The following is a 19276-nucleotide window of genomic DNA, read 5'->3' on the forward strand; positions in this document are numbered from 1 at the left end:
AACGGGCTGCACCTTTCGTACAGCCGTCCAACCGTGACTGCCACCATGACCCTGATGGACCTCAACCTTCCCGCGCTGGAAATGCAGACGCTGTTCGATGCGCTGCCGGACGTGGTGTTCTTCATCAAGGATGGCGAAGGCCGCTACACCCATTGCAATCTCACCCTGGTGCGCCGGCTCGGGCGCAAGCTGCGCAGCGAGATCATCGGGCGCTCGCCGCTGGAAGTGTTCCCGTTGCCGCTGGGCGGCAGTTACATGATGCAGGACCGTCGCGTGCTGCTCGGCGAACTGATCGACAACCAGCTGGAAGTGCACCTGTATCCCAACCGGTTGCCTGGCTGGTGCCTGACCTTCAAGCGCCCGCTGTGCGAGGCCAACGAGGTGATCGGCGTGGTCGGCATCTCGCGCGACCTGGGCCAGCCGGACAGCCGTCATTCTGCCTACGAACGGCTCAGCCAGGTGATGGACCACATGCAGGCCAACTTCGGCGACAACCTGCGCGTGCAGGCGCTGGCCGACCTGGCCGGGCTGTCGGTGGCGCAGCTGGAGCGGCACTTCCGCCGCGTGTTCCAGGTTACCCCGCAGCAGCTGCTGACCAAGCTGCGCATCGAATCGGCGATGCGGCTGCTATACGGCGACGACAGTATCGCCAGCATCGGCCAGCGCTGCGGCTTCGCCGACCAGAGCGCGTTCGCCCGCCAGTTCAAGGCCACCGTCGGCATGACGCCGCGCGATTATCGTGCCCTCAAGGGACAGTTGTAGGTTCGCATCGACGCCCTGACACACAGCTGGCACAAATGCCGAATTCGGCAGGATTGAGCGCGTCGGCAAAGCGCGTAGTGGTCACCTTGAATCAGCGCAGCACTGAAGGGCGCGTCAAGGTGCGCCGGGACCCGGATGGTAGACTTCCGGGTTTCCCCTACTGCGTTGCCAATGGCCAGTTTTTTCCGCCGCAACAAGCCCACCACGCCCGACAGCTCGCGTACTTCGCGCTACAGCCTGGAAGAACTGGCAGCCGCATTTCCCACCGCACCGGCCGCTACCACGCCTGCCTCGCCGCTCGAGGCAATGCCGTCTGCGCAGACCGGCACAGCGCCGGCCAGTGAAACGCCGGTCACGCCCGCGCCAGCCGCAACGCCTGCACCGGTGGCGGACGCCCCGAAGCCGGCGGTTACCCCGGCCGACGAGCTCGCGCGCGACATCGCTGCACGCACTGGCCAGGCGCAGAGCATTGCTGCGGTGCCGACCGCGCCGACGCCGCCTGCTGCAGCCGCACCCTCTGCCCTGCAGGCCCTGCCGGATCCGGCACCAAGCGCTGCGCCCCCCCTGCCGACGCCGGTGGTGGTGGTTCCGCCAGTGGTCGTGCAGCCGCAGCAGGTACCGAACGCGCCTGCCGCCGCGCCCTCTCCTGCGGCAGTTCCCCCGACGCAGCCGGCAGCGCCAGCGGCCACCACACCATCGGGCGCAGCACCTGCTGCTGCCATCCCAGCGGCCGTCCCACCGGTCGCCACTGCGCCGGCCATCGTGCCGCCGGCAGCAGCCCCGGCGGCCTCCGCAGCCCCTGCCGCCGTTCCCGCGAGCGCCGTTCCGGTGGTCACCGCACCCGCCATCGTCAGCAGCCCGGCGCCGGCCACGCAGGACAGCGACAGCATCGTCGGCCAGCACGAAGCCCTGCCCGCTGCCCCGGCCGGCAAACCCGGCTGGCGTGAGCGGCTGCGCAACAGCAGCTTCGCACGCAGCTTCGGCGGCCTGTTTTCGCGCAACCCCAAGCTCGACGACGACCTGCTCGACGAGATCGAAACCGCGCTGATCACCGCCGACGTCGGCATCGGCGCCACCACCGCGCTGGTGGAAGGCTTGCGCAAGCGCATGAAGTCGCGCGAATTCGCCGACGCACAGGCCATGTTCAAGGCCTTGCGCGCCGACCTCATCGCGCTGCTGCAGCCGGTCTCCAGGCCGCTAGTGATCGACCGCTCGCTCAAGCCGTTCGTGGTGCTCACCGTTGGCGTCAACGGCGTCGGCAAGACCACCACCATCGGCAAGCTCGCCAAGCGCTTCAAGGACGAAGGCCACAGCCTGATGCTGGCCGCCGGCGACACCTTCCGCGCCGCCGCGGTGGCGCAGCTGCAGGCCTGGGGCGACCGCAATGGCGTGGCGGTGATTGCGCAGGGGCAGAACGCCGACGCCGCGTCGGTGGCGTTCGACGCCTTGCAGGCCGCCAAGGCGCGCGGCACCGACGTGTTGATCGCCGACACCGCCGGCCGGCTGCATACCCAGACCGGCCTGATGAACGAGCTGGGCAAGATCCGCCGCGTGCTCGGCAAGATCGACGCCGCTGCCCCGCACGAGGTGCTGATGGTCATCGACGGCACCACCGGCCAGAACGCCATTTCGCAGCTGCGCCAGTTCCATGCGGCGGTCGGCGTCACCGGCCTGGTGGTGACCAAGCTCGATGGCACCGCCAAGGGCGGCGTGGTGTTCGCGCTGGCGCGCGAGTTCAATATTCCGATCCGGTTTGCCGGCATCGGCGAACGCCCGGAAGACCTGCGCGTGTTCGACCCGGTGGCGTTCGTGGATGCCTTGTTGCCGGAGGCGCTGGGCGGCTGAGTGGCAGCCGCCTGCCCGCACCTGCAGCCCACCTACGCCTTGGCGTTGCAGGCAGGTTGCACGGTGCAGGAGGTCTCACACGGATGGTCGCGTGCCGAACGCGTCCTGCACTTCGCGCAGTGCTTGCCTGCCGCGCTGCGCACGCAGCCACACGCCGATGGGCCGGTGACCTACTACCATGCACCGGCGGCACCGCAGTGGCGGGGCGATGAGGGCTTCTTCTGCGAACAGTGCCGGGTTGCCCTTGCGTTTGCGTTGCGTTGATCCGCGCTGCCGCGCCGCGTGCGCGGCCGGTCCGGCACTCGATCCGACTGTGTCACCCCTCCTTGCCAGCAGACCTCATGCCCGCAGATCCCACCGCTTCCACCGCTGACGCCTTTGTCGCCCCGTTGCTGCACTGGTTCGACGGCCACGGCCGTCACGACCTGCCATGGCAGCATCCGCGTGCGCCGTACCGGGTCTGGCTATCGGAAATCATGCTGCAGCAGACGCAAGTTGCAGTGGTCATTCCGTACTTTCAGAAGTTCGTTGCACGCTTTCCGGCACTTGCCGATCTGGCGGCAGCCGACAACGACACGGTGATGGCGCACTGGGCCGGGCTGGGCTACTACGCACGCGCACGCAATTTGCATGCGGCCGCAAGGCAATGCGTTGCCTTGCACGATAGCGAGCTGCCACGTGACCTCGATGCCTTGCTCGCGCTGCCCGGCATCGGCCGCAGCACCGCCGGTGCGATCCTGAGCCAGGCGTGGAACGACCGTTTCCCCATCATGGATGGCAACGTCAAACGCGTCATGACGCGTTTCCATGGCATTGCCGGCTATCCCGGCCTGCCGGCCGTCGAAAAGCAGCTGTGGCAGCTGGCGACAACCCATGTCGCGCATGTGCCCGACGGCCGCCTGGCCGACTACACGCAGGCGCAGATGGATTTCGGCGCCACGCTGTGCACCCGCGCCAAACCGGCGTGCGTGCTGTGCCCGCTGCAGGATGCCTGCGTCGCCCGCCGCGAGGGCCTGGTGGATGCGCTGCCGACGCCCAAACCGGGCAAGGCCCTGCCCGAGCGCGAAGCGACCGCGCTGCTGCTGGAAAACGCCCAAGGCGAGATCCTGCTGCAGCGCCGCCCCCCCACCGGCATCTGGGCCGCGCTGTGGACGCTGCCGCAGGCCGACACCGACAGCGGCATGCGCGCCTGGTTCGACGAACATATCGATGGCAGCTACGAACGCGCCGATGCGATGCCGCCGATCGTGCACACCTTCAGCCACTATCGCCTGCATCTGCAGCCGTTGCGCTTGCGCAAGGTCGCACTGCGCGCGGCGGTGCGCGACAATGACGATCTGCGTTGGGTCGCCCGCGCCGATCTCGGAGCGCTGGGCTTGCCGGCGCCGATCCGCAAGTTGCTCGACACGCTCTAAGCACGCCTCAAAGGAATTCGCATGTCCCGCACCGTGTTCTGCCAGTACCAGCAATGCGATACCGACGGCCTGGATTTTGTGCCGTATCCCGGCGAGCTCGGCCAGCGCATCTTTGCGCAGATCGGCAAGAGCGCGTGGCAGGCATGGCTGGCGCACCAGACCATGCTGATCAACGAAAACCGGCTATCGCCGCGCGACCCCAAGCATCGCGCCTTTCTCGAGGCCGAACTGCAGAAATTCCTGTTCGAACGTAATGCCGATAAGCCCGAGGGCTATGTAGCGCCGCTTGGCGAGGAATAGGTGGCGCGCGGACTGGGAGGTTGCGGGTGCGGAGGGGCAGCGAGGCCCGGAGTCGGTCGCCGCAACCCGGGAGCGCGCATCCTGTGGCCATGCCCCGGGAATAGGCAATGGTGATGCACGATGACGAGTACTGGCCCATCCGGCAGTAAGCCGAGCGCAATCGATGCGTTTATCACCGGGGCTGTCGACGCGCAGTGGCAAAAGGTCGCGATGGTGATTGCGAAAGCCCTCACCGACGAGCGGTTGAATCTGGCCGACGTTGAGGATGCGGCCGACCAGGTTGCGCAGCGTATTGCCGGCCTTGTTCGCAGCGGTCGGCTCGAGGCTGCGGGCGATATGACCGACTGGCGGCATGGCGAGGTGCGCCTTGCCACGCACGCGCCACACCCACGCTGAAGCATCCGCTTTGGCAACTGCGTCGTCCAGCGCGCGACTTCAAGCGCCCAAGAGCGGCTGACAACACGATCACGCTCACCGCCAGACAGCGCGCCCGGCGCGCAGTACGGCATGGCCCGCACGCGCAGCCGGCCTGCTGCGCACCGCCCGCACCCGCATGACGACTGCTCGCGGCGCCGTGTGGCCGTGTCAGATCTCCAGCCCCGAGTCGCGGCACAGCGCATTCGCCCGCTGCGCTGCGCGCGTGCCGAGCGGCGATCGAGCGCCTGCGTGCATTGCGATCTCTGCGGGTGTGGCAGCTCGGGGGGTGAGAGTCCGGTAGCCGCCGGGCACACCCTCCGCCTCTCACACTCCATTGCATAACATTATATTTTTAAGTAGATTGAAAGGCATGCCGACCCATGCCACGCCTGCACTGCCACGATTTCGCGCCGATCCTGCCAGCATGCAGCGCCTGCGCGCGTCGGCCGGGCGCGCCTGTGGCCTGCTCAAGGCCATGGCCAACGAGGATCGCCTGCTGTTGCTCTGCCAACTGGCACAGGGCGAGCGCAATGTCGGCGAACTGAAGGCGGCCACGGCCATCGTGCAGCCCACGCTGTCGCAGCAACTGGGCGTGCTGCGCGACGAAGGCCTGGTCGGTACCCGTCGCGCGGGCAAATACATCTATTACCACCTCGCCAGCGCCGACGTGCTTGCGGTGATGCAGGCCCTGTATGCCAGCGTGTGCGGCACAGCGGAACCAGACTGACATGGTCGTCGACTGGAGCACTTTCACCCCGTTGAGCGCATTGGCCGGGGGCGGCTTGATCGGCCTTGCCGCCGCGTGGCTACTGGTCTTTGAAGGACGCATTGCCGGCGTCAGTGGCATCGTCGGCGGCTTGCTGCAGCGCCAGGGCCGCGATGACCGCAATTGGCGGGGCGCGTTCGTGCTCGGGTTGCTCGGTGCCGTACCACTGTGGGCCGTCGTGGGGCCCCTGCCTTCCATGCAGTCGCAAGCCACATTTTGGTGGCTGATCGGCGCAGGGGTGCTGGTGGGATTCGGTGCGCGCATGGGCGGCGGCTGCACCAGCGGGCATGGGGTGTGCGGCATCGCGCGTGGCGCACGCCGCTCGCTGATCGCCACCGCCGTGTTCATGGGCGCGGCGATCGCCACCCATGCCCTGCTTGCCACGTTGCGGGGCGTTGGGTGAATCGGGTTCTCAGCAGCGCGATCGCCGGGCTGATCTTCGGGACCGGCCTGTTGCTCTCAGGCATGGCCGATCCGACCAAGGTCCTGGGTTTTCTCGATGTCGCCGGCCGCTGGGACCCATCGCTTGGGTTGGTGATGCTCGGCGCCATCGGCGTCGCGGCGCCTGCGTTCTGGTGGGCGCGGCGGCGTGGTCGAACACTGCGTGGTGCATCGCTGCAGCTACCCAGCCATCGGCAGATCGACGGCCCATTGCTATGGGGCAGCGCGCTGTTCGGCATCGGCTGGGGGATGGTGGGGCTATGCCCGGCGCCGGCACTGCTGGGCGCGGCTGCACTGCAGCCGTCCAGTCTGGTGTTTGTGTTGGCGATGCTGATCGGCATGCGGCTGCACCTGCTGTATCGACGGCGCGCCGAACCCGATCCGCGTCGCGGATCGCGCCGCTGACCGCCGCAACTGCATCGCCGGTCATCGGCAGTGCAAACCACGGCCAAGGCTTGCGTGCATTTGCGCACGCGATCCAACGCAGGTGTACCGATGTCCGTGGTGCTTCCACGGTCACGCTGCGCGATCGGTGCGGTCTTGCAGCGTCAGCCAACCGGCCAGCCCGGCCGCATCGGCGACGCCAGCGCAGCGCGGCAGCGTCACCGGGTACGACGACGTCCTCAGCCCACGCCAGTCGGCCCATCCAGCAGCATGCGGATGCGCTTGAGCAATTCCTTCTGCGTGTACGGCTTGTTGACCACGTCGAACTCCGCCCCGCCCACATCGGTGCGCTGGATGCTGGCATCGGCATAGCCGGTGGTCAGCAGCACCTTGATCCTGGGCAGCATGCGGCGCGCTTCCCGCGCGAGCACCACCCCGTTCATGCCACCGGGCATGATCAGGTCGGTGAACAAGGCATCCACCTCCGGGTGCTGCTCCAGCAACTCCACTGCCTCGCGTCCGCTGGATGCGGAGAGGATGCGGTAGCCGGCGTTCTCCAGGAACATCCTGGCCACCACTGCCACATCCTGCTTGTCTTCCACCACCAGGATGGTCTCGTTGCCACCCTTGTCGATCGCACGGCTCTTGGCGGCCTGCAGATCGTTCTCGAACTCGCTGGACGCCGGGAAATACAGGCGCACCGTGGTGCCCTCGCCCACTTCGCTGTAGATGCGCACGGTGCCACCGGACTGCTTGACGAAGCCATATACCATCGATAGTCCCAGGCCGGTGCCCTGGCCTTCGTCCTTGGTGGTGAAAAACGGCTCCATCACGCGGCTGGCCACTTCCGGCGGCATGCCCGAACCGGTGTCGCTGACCGCAATGCTGACGTAGCGGCCGGGCGCCAGCTGGTGGTGCATCGCCAGGTCGTGATTGGTGATCTCCACGTTCTGCGTCTGCACGGTGACCTCCTTGCGCTCGGACTGCGCCATCGCATCGCGCGCATTGATCAGCACGTTCAACAGCGCCACTTCGGCCTGCGTGGTGTCGATCTGGCAATTCCACAGCCCCTCTTCCAGCGACTGGCGCACGCTGATGCCGCCGCCCAGCGCGCGCTCGGCCATGTTGTTCATGCCCGATACCAGGCCATTGAGGTTGACCACGCGTCCGCGCAATTTCTGCTTGCGCGAAAACGCCAGCAATTGCTGGGTAAGCGTGGCGGCCTTGGCTGCGGCGGTTGCGGCATGCTCGGCACTGAAGGCGATGCGCTCGGCATTCTTGGCGGCATCGCCGGACGCCATCATCTGGATCACTTCCAGGTGCCCGGACATCACCTGCAGCAGATTATTGAAATCGTGCGCGATCCCGCCGGTCAGCTGTCCCAGCGCCTCCATTTTCTGCGCCTGGCGCAAGGCGTCCTCGGCATCGCGGCGACGACTCACGTCCAGCTGCGAACCGAAGAAGTAGACCAGGTTGCCTTGCTCGTCGAACACCGGCGAGACGAACAGCGCATTCCAGAACGAGGAGCCGTCCTTGCGGTAGTTCAGCACTTCGGTGGCGAATTCGCGGCGGTTTTCGATCGACTCGCGCACGTCCTGCACGCTGGCCGGATCGGTCTCCGGACCCTGCAGGAAACGGCAGTTGTTACCGATGATTTCCTCGGACGAATACCCGGTCATTTCCAGGAAGGCGCGGTTGGCGAACACGATCGGGTTGTCCGGCAGATGCGGGTCGGTCACCGTCATCGGCATGCGCGTGGTTTCCACCGCAGCAAAGAAGATATCCGAGCGGTGCTTCTCGACAGGCAGACTGCGAGATTCGCTGATGTGAGGCGCTCGCAGCTCTTCGTGACGGGAATCGTTCAAGTGGTGTTCTCCGCGGGGCCATTCCCGTGGCGATAGTCTAGTTGGGGCCGGTGAGTTGATCCCTCACATCCATGAGCCTTTCCCGTACGGCCGCGCCCGCCGATGCAACCCGGTGCGCGGGAGGCAGCACGCGCTAATGCGGCGCCACCTTGGAAAACACGTTGATGACCACCGCACCGGCTACGATCAGGCCCATGCCCAGCAGCGCCGGCGCATCCAGCCGTTGTCCGTGCACGGCCCACGCCACCAGCGAAATCAACACGATGCCCGCGCCCGACCACATGGCGTAGGCGATGCCGACCGGGATCACGCGCAGCGTCAGCGCCAGGAAATAGAACGAAATGCCGTAGCCCAGCACGGTGAGCAGCGATGGCCACATGCGCGTGAAGCCTTCGCTCGATTTGAGCGCCGCCGTGGCGGTGACCTCTGCGCAGATCGCGATTGCCAGGAATATCCAGTTCTTCATTGCGGCACCTTGCCCGTGGAATGCGGCGACCATAGCGGCAGGCACCGGCTTGCATGCAAGCGCGTCGCTGTGCGCCATTGCCTGCGCCGTCGCTTGCTGAAAGCAGGCTAATGCAGGCACGGCGGGCCGGCACTGGCAGGCAGGTGCATCGGTCGTTTTGCCGTAGCATGCGCAGGCAGCAAGCAGCTCTTGCGCTTCATTCGGCCGTTCTGGCGCGGTGCGCGCGTCTTTCCAGCCAGCGCAGGCTCTGGCAATCATGCGATGCCACCATGCCGGGCTACCAGACCCAGATTCACGAGTTGACCTTCGGGCAACTGACCTACGTCATCCGCGCATTGGCGGACAAGCAGCAATACGCCGACCCGGACGACACCGCTGCCGACGCCGGCATCTCCTCGGCGCAGTGGAGCCTGTTCGGCCAGGTCTGGCCGGCGGGCCAGTTGCTGGCCCAGGCCATGGCCACGCGCCCGATCGAAGGCCGGCGCATTCTCGAACTCGGCTGCGGGCTGGGCCTGGCGAGCCTGGTGCTGCGCCGGCGTGGCGCCGATGTGGTTGCCAGCGACCATCATCCGTTGGCGGAAGTGTTCCTGGCCTATAACGCCGCCCTCAACTCGCTGGGCTCGGTGCCGTATCGCCGGCTCGATTGGGATGCCGGCGCCTTGAACATGGGCCAGTTCGACATGATCATCGCCAGCGACGTGCTCTACGAAACGCGCCACGCCAGCTTGCTGGCCAAACTCATCCCCGAACTCGCCAGGCCCTCGTGCGAAATCGTGATCAGCGACCCTGGCCGTGGCAATGCCAATGTCCTGTCGCGCATGCTGGCCGACATCGGGTTTTCGCTGGTCGCCGGCGAACGCCAGGCGGCCGCGCAGGTGGCCAAGGCGCCGCGGCTGTTCGTCTATCGCCGCAATATGGACAACTGGTGGCCGGCAGACGCCTGACCACCCCGCAGGATCACGGCGCCGGCGTGTAGGCAGACAGCAACACCGGCGTGCGCGGATCGGCCGCGATCACCTTGTGCTCGGCCAGGCGCAGGGCGTCGCTGTCCGGCGCCTCGTCGGTGTTCAGTTCCCAGGCTTCGACCACGCGCTTGTGGAAAACGAATGCGCCGCGTGCGCGGTCGTAGCGGAAGGTGATGTAGTCGGTCCAGTGCTGCCCGCACGACACGCCATTTTGCACGGTGAAATACGCGCCCTTGGCGACCAGCCCATCTTCGGCATCCAGAAAGGGATCGCACTGCCCGCCCTGGTCGGCCTTGAAGATCACCGCCGTGTTGCGGGCCGCCTCGGTAAAGCCGTTGGCGCTGGCGACCAGGACCAGCAAGGTCCGTGGCGGCGCGTCGCGACCACCGGAGCGCAGCGCATCTTCGGCGGTCGCGCGCAGGGCCACCACATAATCCGGGCGGCCATCGCCGGTGAGATCCGCGCTGGCGACCGCAATTACCGACTGCCCTGCAGGCAATAGTTTCAAGGCGCCCGCCGGAAGCGGCGTCGCACCGCACGGCAGCGCCATGGCCAGCATTGCCGTCATCGCCCACCACCCGTATTGCCGTGTCATTGCCGTTCCTTGGTCCGTCTTTGGCGCTCAAGCATACCCGGCAGGGTTGGTCATCGAATTGCCTGACACCTGTGACCAGGCCGTCACTGCATCAACGGCGCGCCCTGGGCCGGCAGACCAGCTGGCGATCAGGCACTTCGCCGCGTCTGCGCAGAACACGCCGATCTTGCCGCGGCAGGTCCAAGTGCGGCGACAGCCCGGCGGCACTCAGTTGCCCGTCGAGGCAGCGGGCAGGCCGTGCGTCCTCGACAATCAGGCGCCGGGACGCTTTGAAACCCAAGTCTCATGACATGAGACAGCGCGCCGGCACGCTATTGCCCGATGACACGTCTTTGCTGGATCGCACCTCACACAACTCCCTCCAGGCAGCTTCTGCATACCACGACCATTGGGTGCCCGGGCGCGCGGCGATCACACAGCGACAGGATGGCCCATGGCGCGCACTGAGCGCCCCCGTCGCGGCCAACCTACGGTGGACTACGCCTACCCCGAGCATCTGCGCAGCGCGCTGGAAAGCCTGCCGGCAACGCCCGGGGTGTATCTGTTCCATGGTCAGGACAGCACGCTGCCGTTGTACATCGGCAAAAGCATCAACCTGCGGGCGAGAGTGATGGATCATTTCCGCACCCCTCGCGAGGCCGCCTTGCTACGCCAGACCCGACACATCAGCAGCGTGGAGATGGCGGGCGATCTCGGCGCGCAATTGCTGGAATCGCAGCTGATCAAGACGATGCGACCGATGTACAACCGCAAGCTACGGCGCGTACCGCGGCAATTCTCGATGCGCTTGTATCGCGGCGAGATTTCCATCGTGCATTCGGCCGAGAGCGATCCGGCGGTCACGCCGGGTCTGTACGGGCTGTATTCCAGCCCGCGATCGGCCAGGGACGCACTGCGCCGCCTGGCCGACCGCGAACGCCTGTGCTACGGCTTGCTGGGCCTGGAGCGCGCAACCGCCGGCCGGCCTTGTTTCCGCGCCATGCTCAAGCATTGCGCAGGCGCCTGCCACGGCGCGGAGACGCTGGGCGCGCATGAAGAACGCCTGCGGACCGCGCTTGGGCATCTGGAACAGGCGGCGTGGCCATTTCCCGGTGCCGTCGCGCTGAAGGAAACAGGCGCGCAGCTGACCCAGTTCCACGTCCTTCGCGACTGGCAGTATCTTGGCAGCGCCCGCTCGCTTGCCGCGGCGCGCAAGCTGAAAGCCGCACCCGGCGAATTCGACCGCGACAGCTACCGGATTCTGCGCAAGGCGCTGGAAACCCACCTGCATTGCGTGGCATTGCTCTAGAGGTGGACTGTCTTTGCAGACGAATACGCAGTGGCTCGCGACGCCTCCAGGAGCGCCGCACGTTGCCGCTGAATTTCCCTGCCAGGCTCGCAGTACCGTCTCGGCGAAGCCTGCACTATTTCCAGGCAGATTGCCTGGCGCGGCCAGCTGACCACACCGCTACACAGCGCGGCTACTCGCCTGCGGTTTCGCTGGTGCGGTACTCCTTCGGATCCAGAAACTCCGCCAGGCACGATCCCACCCGCAACGCCTGCTCGCGCGCGTCGCCGCGATAGTCGCCCTCTCCAGCGCCTTCGATCGTGGCGATCGGCGCGCTACGGTCGCGGTGATAGACGAACGCAGTCGAAAACCACCGCGTCTGTCCGGGAGCCTGACTTTCCATCGTCTCCACGCGGAATTCGCCGCAGTAGCCGTGGATCAATGTGCGTCGGAGGGTGTTGTGCGTCATGCGCAAATTATCGCCACGCCGGGTTGAAGATCGCGTGGAAAATCACGCCGCTACATCACGCCTACGGTGCCCTGACGCGAGTACTGCCTGAAACCGGCAGTCAGCCGCGTCATGCCACCAAGCCACTACCTGGCAAAGCCTGTTTGCGCGACAGACGCACATCTGTACGGCCGCAAAAGGCGGTCGGATCGAAGGCAACGCGAGGAGAGAACAACGACCCGGTGATGACCGGAAAGCCTTGCGAACGAAGGCTTGCAGAAAATGGTGGCCGAGGACGGAATCGAACCGCCGACACGGGGATTTTCAATCCCCTGCTCTACCAACTGAGCTACTCGGCCACTATCGCAACAATGCTGCCTGCGTTGCGAGGACGCGCATCATAGCGAGCAGGCGCAGTTTGGGCAAGCGTTGTGACGAACTTTGTTGCAGGGCTGCGTCGGCAGCCGGTTTCTTGCGCCGGTTCACGCCGCGCGGCGGGGTGCATGGCCTAGCCTGCGCGCGTCCATCGGAGATCGCCATGCGCCTGCCTCGCCTGTTGTTGTCGTGCATTGCCCTGCTGCCGCTGACGGCGCTTGCGCAGCAACCGGTGCGTGCGGTGCCGCAGCTGGATCTCTCACGCTACGCCGGGCAGTGGCATGAGATCGCGCACCTGCCGGTGTCGTTTCAGAACAAGTGCCGCGGCGACATCACCGCCAGCTACACGCTGCGCGACGATGGCCTGATCGGGGTGCGCAATGGCTGCCGCACGGCCAACGGCGAGCTGGCCCAGGCCGACGGCGTGGCGCGCCCGGTCGAGGGCCAACCCGGCCAGCTGCAGGTACGCTTTGCCCCGGAATGGCTGGGCTGGTTGCCGCTGGTGTGGGCGGACTATTGGGTGATCGCGCTGGACCCGGACTATCAATGGGCAGTGGTCGGCGAGCCGGACCGCAAATACCTATGGATCCTGTCGCGCTCGCCACAGATGCCGCGCGCGCAGTTCGAGCAGCTCAAGGCGCAGGCCACCCGGATGGGCTATGACCTGTCGCCACTGATCGTGGCCGCGCCGTTGCTGTAAATCGGGCTGCCTGACGGTCGGCCACGGCGACGTCGCCCTGGATCAGCCAACACAACCACTGCGCAAGCGCCGGGCAGGCGCGTGCGGTACCCGTTGCGGCATGGTCCACGCGTACATTCCGGTTCTTGCGTGCCGTCCACACCTGGCGGACGACTGCCGGACCTGGCGGGCGACTGCCCGCATGTTCGGTTAGCCGCTCCAGGCCGCAAGGCGCTGTCCGTACTGCGTAGTATTCTTGGCGCCGCCTCATCGCCAAGGACCCAAGTACATGCGTCGTGCCTATCGCCTTCTGATCGTGTTGCTGGCCTGCGGCCTGCTGTTGAGCGGCTGTGGCGGCGCGGTGCGCCGTGTATCCGAGCCGGCAGCCAGCATCCAGCAACTCACCGTGCGTGCCGACGGCTCGTGGTCGGTGGACCTGCGCCTGCAGAACTACAGCAGCATTCCGATGCAGTTCGAGCGCGTGTCGCTGGAGATTTCCGCCGGCGATCAGGTGGCCGGCAAGCTCGACCAGGCCGTGGGCATCTCGATCGGACCGGAAACCGCCGATGTGGTCACCGTCAGCCTGCAACCCACCTCGCTGGGCCGGATCACCGTGGCCGACGTGCTCGCCGGCGGCCGCTCGCTGCCCTATACCCTCAAGGGCACCGTCTGGGCGACCCCGCAGGACAAGAAACAACGCGAGTTCGCGGTGGAATCGCGCAACACGCTCAGCCCGGCCCCTGGCCTCAACGGGGTGCTGCGCTGACGCGCACGCCTTTCGCACCGTCTTCGAAGGATTCCGCATGAGCAGCTATACCGCCCCACTGGCCGACTTCCGTTTTGCCCTGCACGACGTCCTGGGCGCCGAAGCCCTGTTCGCCCGGCTCGGCTACACCGAAGCCAGTGCCGACATCATCGATGCCGTGCTCGAAGAGGCCGGCCGCTTCACCACTCAGGTGCTGGCGCCGCTGAACAGCGTGGGCGACGAAATCGGCTGCGCATTCGACAAGAGCACCCACGCGGTGACCACGCCGCCGGGTTTCCGCGCCGCCTACGATCAGTTCGTGGAGGGCGGCTGGAACGGGCTGACCGCCGAGCCGGAATTCGGTGGGCAAGGCATGCCGCACCTGCTGGGCGTGCCGCTCAACGAAATGATCAACTCCGCCAACCTGGCCTGGGGCAACTTCCCGCTGCTCTCGCACGGCGCCAGCGAAGCGCTGCGCCAACACGGCGAGGCCTGGCAGCAGGAGGCGTTCCTCAAGCCGCTGACCGACGGCCGCTGGACCGGCACGATGTGCCTGACCGAGCCGCATTGCGGCACCGACCTGGGCCTGCTCAAGACCCGCGCCGAGCCCAATGCCGACGGCAGCTACGCCATTACCGGCACCAAGATCTTCATCACCGCCGGCGAGCACGACCTCACCGACAACATCGTGCACTTGGTGCTGGCCAAACTGCCCGACGCCCCGGCAGGTGCCAAGGGCATCTCGCTGTTCGTCACCCCCAAGTTCAAGGTAGACCGCGACGGCACCGTGGGCGAGCGCAATGCGCTGCACTGCGGCTCGATCGAGCACAAGATGGGCATCAAGGGCTCGGTGACCTGCGTGATGAACTTCGAGGGCGCGCAGGGCTACCTGGTCGGCCAGCCGCACAAGGGCCTGCAGGCGATGTTTACGATGATGAATACCGCGCGCCTGAGCGTAGGCCTGCAAGGCATCGGCCTGTCCGAGCGCGCCTATCAGAACGCCCTGCGCTACACCCGCGAACGCCTGCAATCGCGCTCGCTCAGCGGCGCCAAATTCCCCGACAAGCCGGCCGACCCGATCATCGTGCACCCGGACGTGCGCCGCATGCTGCTGACCATCAAGTCGCTGACCGAAGGCAGCCGCCTGCTGGCGCTGCATGCGGCCAGCCTGGTCGATGTAGCCCATCGCGGCGAGAGCGAACAGCAACGCACCGATGCCGAGACCCTGGTGAGCTTCCTCACCCCGATCTCCAAGGCCTGCCAGACCGAATGGTCGATCGAAAACACCTACCACGCGCTGCAGTGCTTCGGCGGCCACGGCTATATCCGCGAATACGGCATGGAGCAGCTGGCCCGCGACGCGCGCATCACCACCATCTACGAAGGCACCACCGGCATCCAGGCGCTGGACCTGATCGGCCGCAAGACCGCCGCCAGCCAGGCCGCCGGGCTCAAGCTGTTCCTGGCCGACGTGGAGACCTTCGCCAAGGCGCAGGAAGGCAATGCCGCACTGGCCGAGTTCATCAAACCGCTGCGCGACAAGGCCAGCGAGTGGGCGATGCTGACCCGCGACGTGCTCGACCGCGCTTCGCGTAACCCGGATGAACTGGGTGCGGCCAGCTACGACTACCTGTTCTATTCCGGCTATGTGGTGCTGGCGTACTGGTGGGCGCGCAGCGTGGCCGCCGCCGATGCCTCGGCGCAGGGCGACGACTTCAAGCGCGCCAAGCGCGAGACCGCACGCTTCTATTTCGCCCGCATCCTGCCGCGCACGCTGACCCACGCCGCCACCATCCGCAGCGGCGCCGCCCCGCTGATGTCATTGGAGGCGGAGCTGTTCGGCGACGCCTGAGCGACCTCGCATAGCCCGGGTCTGCCGCCGGTGTAGGAGCGGACCTGGCCGCGACAAGGCGGCATCGATCGGCAAGGCCTAGCGCCCAGCTGGGCTCGTCCGGTTCACACCAACGCCATCAACGCGCCCAACGATCGATCCCGCAGCACGGCGGCTTCACGGCCAAGTCAGTCCGTGCCAAGCCATTGTTTGCAAGACACGCGCCAACGCCGTTCGCTGCAATACACAAACTGTCAACGATCGGGTATAAGCTGTTTTCCCGATGGAGACAGACACGCACGTAGGTGATGTGATCTTCCCCGGAGGCACCACTGCCCCGGTCGCGGGCAGCGCTGTCGCTGCAATCCACCAGTTACCCGCCCTGCGCTTGCTCTCGCTCGATGCGCATGGCCGGGTCCTGGACTGGATCAACTGGCAGGATGCTGCCTGCCTGTATGCACGCGATGCGGTGTCCTGGACGCTGGGCGAACCCTGCATGCTGATCAACGGCGGCATCTCGCGGCTCACCGGCGAGCGCAGCACGCTGGAGTTGCACCCCATCATCGCCGCCCGTGGCCATGCCCGATCGCGCGCGCTGGACCCCACACCCACACTCAGCAATACCGCCCTGTTCGCGCGCGACTCGCAGCTGTGCATGTATTGCGGCCAGCATTTCAGCCGCCCGCACCTGACCCGCGACCACGTGATGCCGGTCTCCAAGGGCGGGCGCGACACCTGGGAGAATGTGGTCACCGCCTGCTTCCAGTGCAATTCGCGCAAGGCCAACCGCACGCCGCAGCAGGCGCATATGCCCCTACTGGCGGTGCCGTACCGGCCGAGCTGGATCGAGCACCTGATCCTGTCCAACCGCAACATCCTCTCCGACCAGATGGCGTTCCTGCGCGCCCAGCTGCCGAAGCGTTCGAAGTTGTCGCTGTAGGGCGCATTGGTCTGCGGCAGCTGGTTCATTGCGGCCCGGACTGGATCGCGGCGCGTCCCAGGTCACTGCAGGGCACTCACCGACCCGGCATGTGCCGCACGCGTAGTTGGCGACACGCCCAACGTTACCGGCAGCGGCAGTGCCGACAGCGGCAGACGCCGTGTCGTCGCCCTCAACGCTTCCAGACCGCACACCCTGCCGCTCGGCGTCCCGGCCACTCGACCGGCACCCAACCGCGCGGCGCGGCCGAAACCCTTGCAGCCTTGGTCATGCGCAGGCCCGCCACTGGCTGCCAGCGGCCCGCATCGCTGCAGTTGCGCGACGATGCTCCACCACGGTGTCGACGACGGCAGCGGAAGAACACCGCTCAACATTCGACTTTGCTCGGCTTGATTGCGGACAGCCGCCTGCACCTGTCAGCGCACGGCAATGCGCCACTGGAGAATCGCCTGTCGCCTGTCGCCTGTCGCCCGTCGCCTATCGCCCATTGCCGATTGCCACTTACCCGAAAGCGCCACACAGGGTGCGGCAGATTGCCGCAGGCGGCTGCACGCAAGGTACAGCCCAGCAACACCGGGCCGCGCCACCCTCACCGCCCGCTGACAGCTGAACCGGTTTGCTTGCCGGGCCTTCGCATGGGGAGGACAATATGGTTTCAGCACATTGACACGATGATGATCGACTCCACCCGCTATCCGCGCCTGTCGCGCATCCAGACTCCCGACGACCTGCGCAGCTTCGACGAAGCCGAGCTTGCGGCGATCGCCGAGGAGCTGCGCGCCTATCTCATCGAATCGGTCGGCAAGAGCGGCGGGCACTTCGCAGCCGGGCTGGGCGTGATCGAACTCACCGTCGCCCTGCACTACCTGTATCAGACCCCGGTCGATCAGCTGGTGTGGGACGTCGGGCATCAGACCTACCCGCACAAGATCCTGACCGGGCGGCGCGACCAGATCCACACCGTCAAGCAGAAGGACGGCGTGGCGCCGTTTCCCAAGCGCGAAGAGAGCGTCTACGACACCTTCGGCGTGGGCCATTCGTCCACCTCGATCTCCGCCGCGCTCGGCATGGCCATCGCCGCGCAGCGCAATGGCGACGACCGCAAGGTGGTGGCGGTGATCGGCGATGGCGCGATGACCGCCGGCATGGTCTACGAGGCGCTCAACCACGCCGGTGGCATGGATCCGGAACCGAACCTGCTGGTGATCCTCAACGACAACCGCATGTCGATCTCCGAAGCGGTCGGCGGGCTGACCAAGATGCTGGGCCGCGCCAGCGGCAGCCGCACGCTCAACGCCATCCGCGAAGGCGGCAAGAAGATCCTCGGCGACAAGAAGAACAACCCCACTGCGCGCTTCGTGCGGCGCTGGGAAGAACACTGGAAAGGCATGTTCGTGCCGTCCACGCTGTTCGAGGAAATGGGTTTCCATTACACAGGTCCCATCGATGGCCACGACCTGCCCTGCCTGGTCGGCGCGCTCAAGACCCTGAAGACCCTCAAGGGCCCGCAGCTGCTGCACGTGATCACCACCAAGGGCAAGGGCTACGAGCTGGCCGAAGGCGACCAGATCGGCTATCACGCGGTCGGCCCGTTCGATCCGAGCAAGGGCCTGGTCGCCAAGACGGGCGCCAAGAAGCCGACCTATACCGATATCTTCAGCGACTGGGTCTGCGACATGGCCGCCGCCGAGCCCAGGTTGCTGGTGATTACCCCGGCAATGCGCGAAGGCTCGGGCCTGGTGCGCTTCAGCAAGGAATACCCGCAGCGTTACTTCGATGTGGCCATTGCCGAGCAGCACGCGGTGACGTTGGCCGCCGGCATGGCGACCCAGGGCGCCAAGCCGGTGGTGGCGATCTATTCCACCTTCCTGCAGCGCGGCTACGACCAGCTGGTGCACGACGTGGCGGTACAGAAGCTCGACGTGCTGTTTGCGATCGACCGCGGTGGCGTGGTCGGCCCGGATGGCGCCACCCATGCCGGCAATCTGGACCTGAGCTTCCTGCGCTGCGTGCCGCATATGGTGGTGATGGCGCCGGCCGACGAAGCCGAATGTCGCCAGATGTTGAGCACCGGCGTGCACTACGCAGGCCCGGCCGCGGTGCGTTACCCGCGCGGCACCGGCCCGGGCGTGGCACTGGAAGCCTCGCTGACCACCCTGCCGATCGGCAAGGCGCAGTTGCGCCACAGCGGCACGCGTATCGCCCTGCTGGGCTTCGGCGCGTGCGTGGACGCGGCCGAGGCCGTGGGCCGCGAGCTTGGCCTCACCGTGGTCAACATGCGCTTCGTCAAACCGCTGGACAAGGCGATGCTGCTGGAGCTTGCCCGGACCCACGACGGCTTCGTCACCATCGAAGACAACGTGGTTGCCGGCGGCGCGGGCTCGGGCGTCTCCGAGTTGCTCAACGCCGAAGGCGTGCTGATGGCCATGCTGCACCTGGGCCTGCCGGACAGCTTCCAGCACCACGCCAGCCGCGAAGATCTGCTGGCCGAAGCCGGCATCGACCAGGCTGGCATCCGCGCCGCAGTGCTCACGCGCTGGCCGCAACTAATGGCCACCAGCGCGCCGACGCTGAACGCCGCGGCGGGCTGATCCCGCCACGCTGCCACATCGCCGCCAGCGGCAATCGCAGTAAACCGGCATGTACCGCGTGTACATGCCGGTTTTTTCTTTGCCGGATCCGCTCGGTGCTTGCCAGAGCGGGCCATGTCCGCGACGACCTGTCGTATCCCCGCCCGCCTCTGTTGCGGTCATCGCAGGCACGCGCCGCC

Annotated in this window: 19 protein-coding genes, 1 tRNA gene and 1 other RNA gene; 16 read left to right on the top strand and 5 right to left on the bottom strand. The window is 66.6% G+C overall.

The genetic code is table 11. The features are described from left to right. Positions 1–45 precede the first annotated feature (45 nt). The 8 genes from A7D17_RS10085 to A7D17_RS10125 all read left to right on the top strand — a co-directional run bounded on the left by A7D17_RS10085 (position 46) and on the right by A7D17_RS10125 (position 6351). A complete protein-coding gene (locus A7D17_RS10085) occupies positions 46–762 on the top strand; it encodes an AraC family transcriptional regulator (RefSeq protein ID WP_082861864.1) in 717 nt (238 codons plus the stop codon). Positions 763–933: 171 nt separating this feature from the next. Further along, entirely contained in the window at positions 934–2607 is a 1674-nt protein-coding gene (gene ftsY / locus A7D17_RS10090) for a signal recognition particle-docking protein FtsY (protein WP_064508955.1), read from the top strand. A gap of 341 nt (positions 2608–2948) precedes the next feature. Continuing rightward, on the top strand, positions 2949–4022 hold the full coding sequence (gene mutY / locus A7D17_RS10100) for an A/G-specific adenine glycosylase (RefSeq protein ID WP_064508957.1): 1074 nt from the start codon (positions 2949–2951) through the stop codon (positions 4020–4022). 21 nt (positions 4023–4043) lie between these two features. Beyond that, a complete protein-coding gene (locus A7D17_RS10105; protein ID WP_046962459.1) occupies positions 4044–4322 on the top strand; it encodes an oxidative damage protection protein in 279 nt (92 codons plus the stop codon). A gap of 120 nt (positions 4323–4442) precedes the next feature. Next, positions 4443–4718: a DUF3658 domain-containing protein gene (locus tag A7D17_RS10110; RefSeq protein WP_064508958.1), complete on the top strand. Its 276-nt coding sequence runs from the start codon at positions 4443–4445 to the stop codon at positions 4716–4718. A 391-nt stretch (positions 4719–5109) separates the two neighbouring features. After that, complete coding sequence (locus tag A7D17_RS10115; protein WP_082861866.1) at positions 5110–5466, top strand: metalloregulator ArsR/SmtB family transcription factor; 357 nt, start codon at positions 5110–5112, stop codon at positions 5464–5466. A gap of 1 nt (position 5467) precedes the next feature. Further along, entirely contained in the window at positions 5468–5908 is a 441-nt protein-coding gene (locus A7D17_RS10120) for a YeeE/YedE family protein (protein ID WP_064508959.1), read from the top strand. Continuing rightward, positions 5905–6351 (top strand): DUF6691 family protein, encoded by a 447-nt coding sequence (locus A7D17_RS10125; RefSeq protein ID WP_064508960.1) that lies wholly within the window; start codon positions 5905–5907, stop codon positions 6349–6351. Before A7D17_RS10120 ends, A7D17_RS10125 begins: the two co-directional genes overlap by 4 nt. A gap of 218 nt (positions 6352–6569) precedes the next feature. Here A7D17_RS10125 and A7D17_RS10130 read toward each other — a convergent pair whose 3' ends face one another. Both A7D17_RS10130 and A7D17_RS10135 read right to left on the bottom strand, forming a co-directional pair. Next, positions 6570–8195 carry a hybrid sensor histidine kinase/response regulator gene (locus A7D17_RS10130; protein ID WP_064508961.1) on the bottom strand — a complete coding sequence of 542 codons (1626 nt, stop codon included), beginning with the start codon at positions 8193–8195 and terminating at the stop codon, positions 6570–6572. A gap of 133 nt (positions 8196–8328) precedes the next feature. Further along, on the bottom strand, positions 8329–8661 hold the full coding sequence (locus tag A7D17_RS10135) for an SMR family transporter (RefSeq protein ID WP_039523025.1): 333 nt from the start codon (positions 8659–8661) through the stop codon (positions 8329–8331). Positions 8662–8930: 269 nt separating this feature from the next. Between A7D17_RS10135 and A7D17_RS10140 the strand changes: the two genes are divergently transcribed. Then, the gene (locus tag A7D17_RS10140) at positions 8931–9605 is read left to right on the top strand and encodes a class I SAM-dependent methyltransferase (protein ID WP_064508962.1); all 675 of its coding nucleotides are present in this window, start codon (positions 8931–8933) and stop codon (positions 9603–9605) included. A 13-nt stretch (positions 9606–9618) separates the two neighbouring features. Here A7D17_RS10140 and A7D17_RS10145 read toward each other — a convergent pair whose 3' ends face one another. Then, positions 9619–10194, bottom strand: a complete 576-nt coding sequence (locus A7D17_RS10145; RefSeq protein WP_064508963.1) for a hypothetical protein — start codon at positions 10192–10194, stop codon at positions 9619–9621. Positions 10195–10654: 460 nt separating this feature from the next. Between A7D17_RS10145 and cho the strand changes: the two genes are divergently transcribed. After that, positions 10655–11509 (top strand): excinuclease Cho, encoded by an 855-nt coding sequence (gene cho, locus A7D17_RS10155; RefSeq protein ID WP_082861867.1) that lies wholly within the window; start codon positions 10655–10657, stop codon positions 11507–11509. A 172-nt stretch (positions 11510–11681) separates the two neighbouring features. On the opposite strand, the gene A7D17_RS10160 is transcribed toward cho, so the two are convergent. Both A7D17_RS10160 and A7D17_RS10165 read right to left on the bottom strand, forming a co-directional pair. Further along, positions 11682–11957: a hypothetical protein gene (locus tag A7D17_RS10160; protein ID WP_064508965.1), complete on the bottom strand. Its 276-nt coding sequence runs from the start codon at positions 11955–11957 to the stop codon at positions 11682–11684. A 262-nt stretch (positions 11958–12219) separates the two neighbouring features. Continuing rightward, a tRNA-Phe gene (locus tag A7D17_RS10165) sits at positions 12220–12295 on the bottom strand. A gap of 179 nt (positions 12296–12474) precedes the next feature. On the opposite strand from A7D17_RS10165, the gene A7D17_RS10170 reads away from it, so the two are divergent. The 6 genes from A7D17_RS10170 (at position 12475) to dxs (ending at position 19097) form a co-directional block, all read left to right on the top strand. Continuing rightward, on the top strand, positions 12475–13011 hold the full coding sequence (locus tag A7D17_RS10170) for a lipocalin family protein (RefSeq protein ID WP_064509003.1): 537 nt from the start codon (positions 12475–12477) through the stop codon (positions 13009–13011). 100 nt (positions 13012–13111) lie between these two features. Next, a non-coding RNA gene (locus tag A7D17_RS10175) (sX9 sRNA) lies at positions 13112–13189 on the top strand. A 90-nt stretch (positions 13190–13279) separates the two neighbouring features. Beyond that, positions 13280–13756, top strand: a complete 477-nt coding sequence (locus A7D17_RS10180; protein ID WP_064508966.1) for an LEA/WHy family protein — start codon at positions 13280–13282, stop codon at positions 13754–13756. 37 nt (positions 13757–13793) lie between these two features. Next, positions 13794–15587, top strand: a complete 1794-nt coding sequence (locus tag A7D17_RS10185) for an acyl-CoA dehydrogenase C-terminal domain-containing protein (protein ID WP_064508967.1) — start codon at positions 13794–13796, stop codon at positions 15585–15587. 262 nt (positions 15588–15849) lie between these two features. Continuing rightward, entirely contained in the window at positions 15850–16506 is a 657-nt protein-coding gene (locus A7D17_RS10190) for an HNH endonuclease (protein ID WP_064508968.1), read from the top strand. A 674-nt stretch (positions 16507–17180) separates the two neighbouring features. Beyond that, positions 17181–19097, top strand: a complete 1917-nt coding sequence (gene dxs / locus A7D17_RS10195) for a 1-deoxy-D-xylulose-5-phosphate synthase (RefSeq protein WP_064509004.1) — start codon at positions 17181–17183, stop codon at positions 19095–19097. Positions 19098–19276: the final 179 nt, after the last annotated feature.

Origin of the sequence: Xanthomonas floridensis (genome assembly GCF_001642575.1) — a bacterium.
Taxonomy (GTDB): domain Bacteria; phylum Pseudomonadota; class Gammaproteobacteria; order Xanthomonadales; family Xanthomonadaceae; genus Xanthomonas; species Xanthomonas floridensis.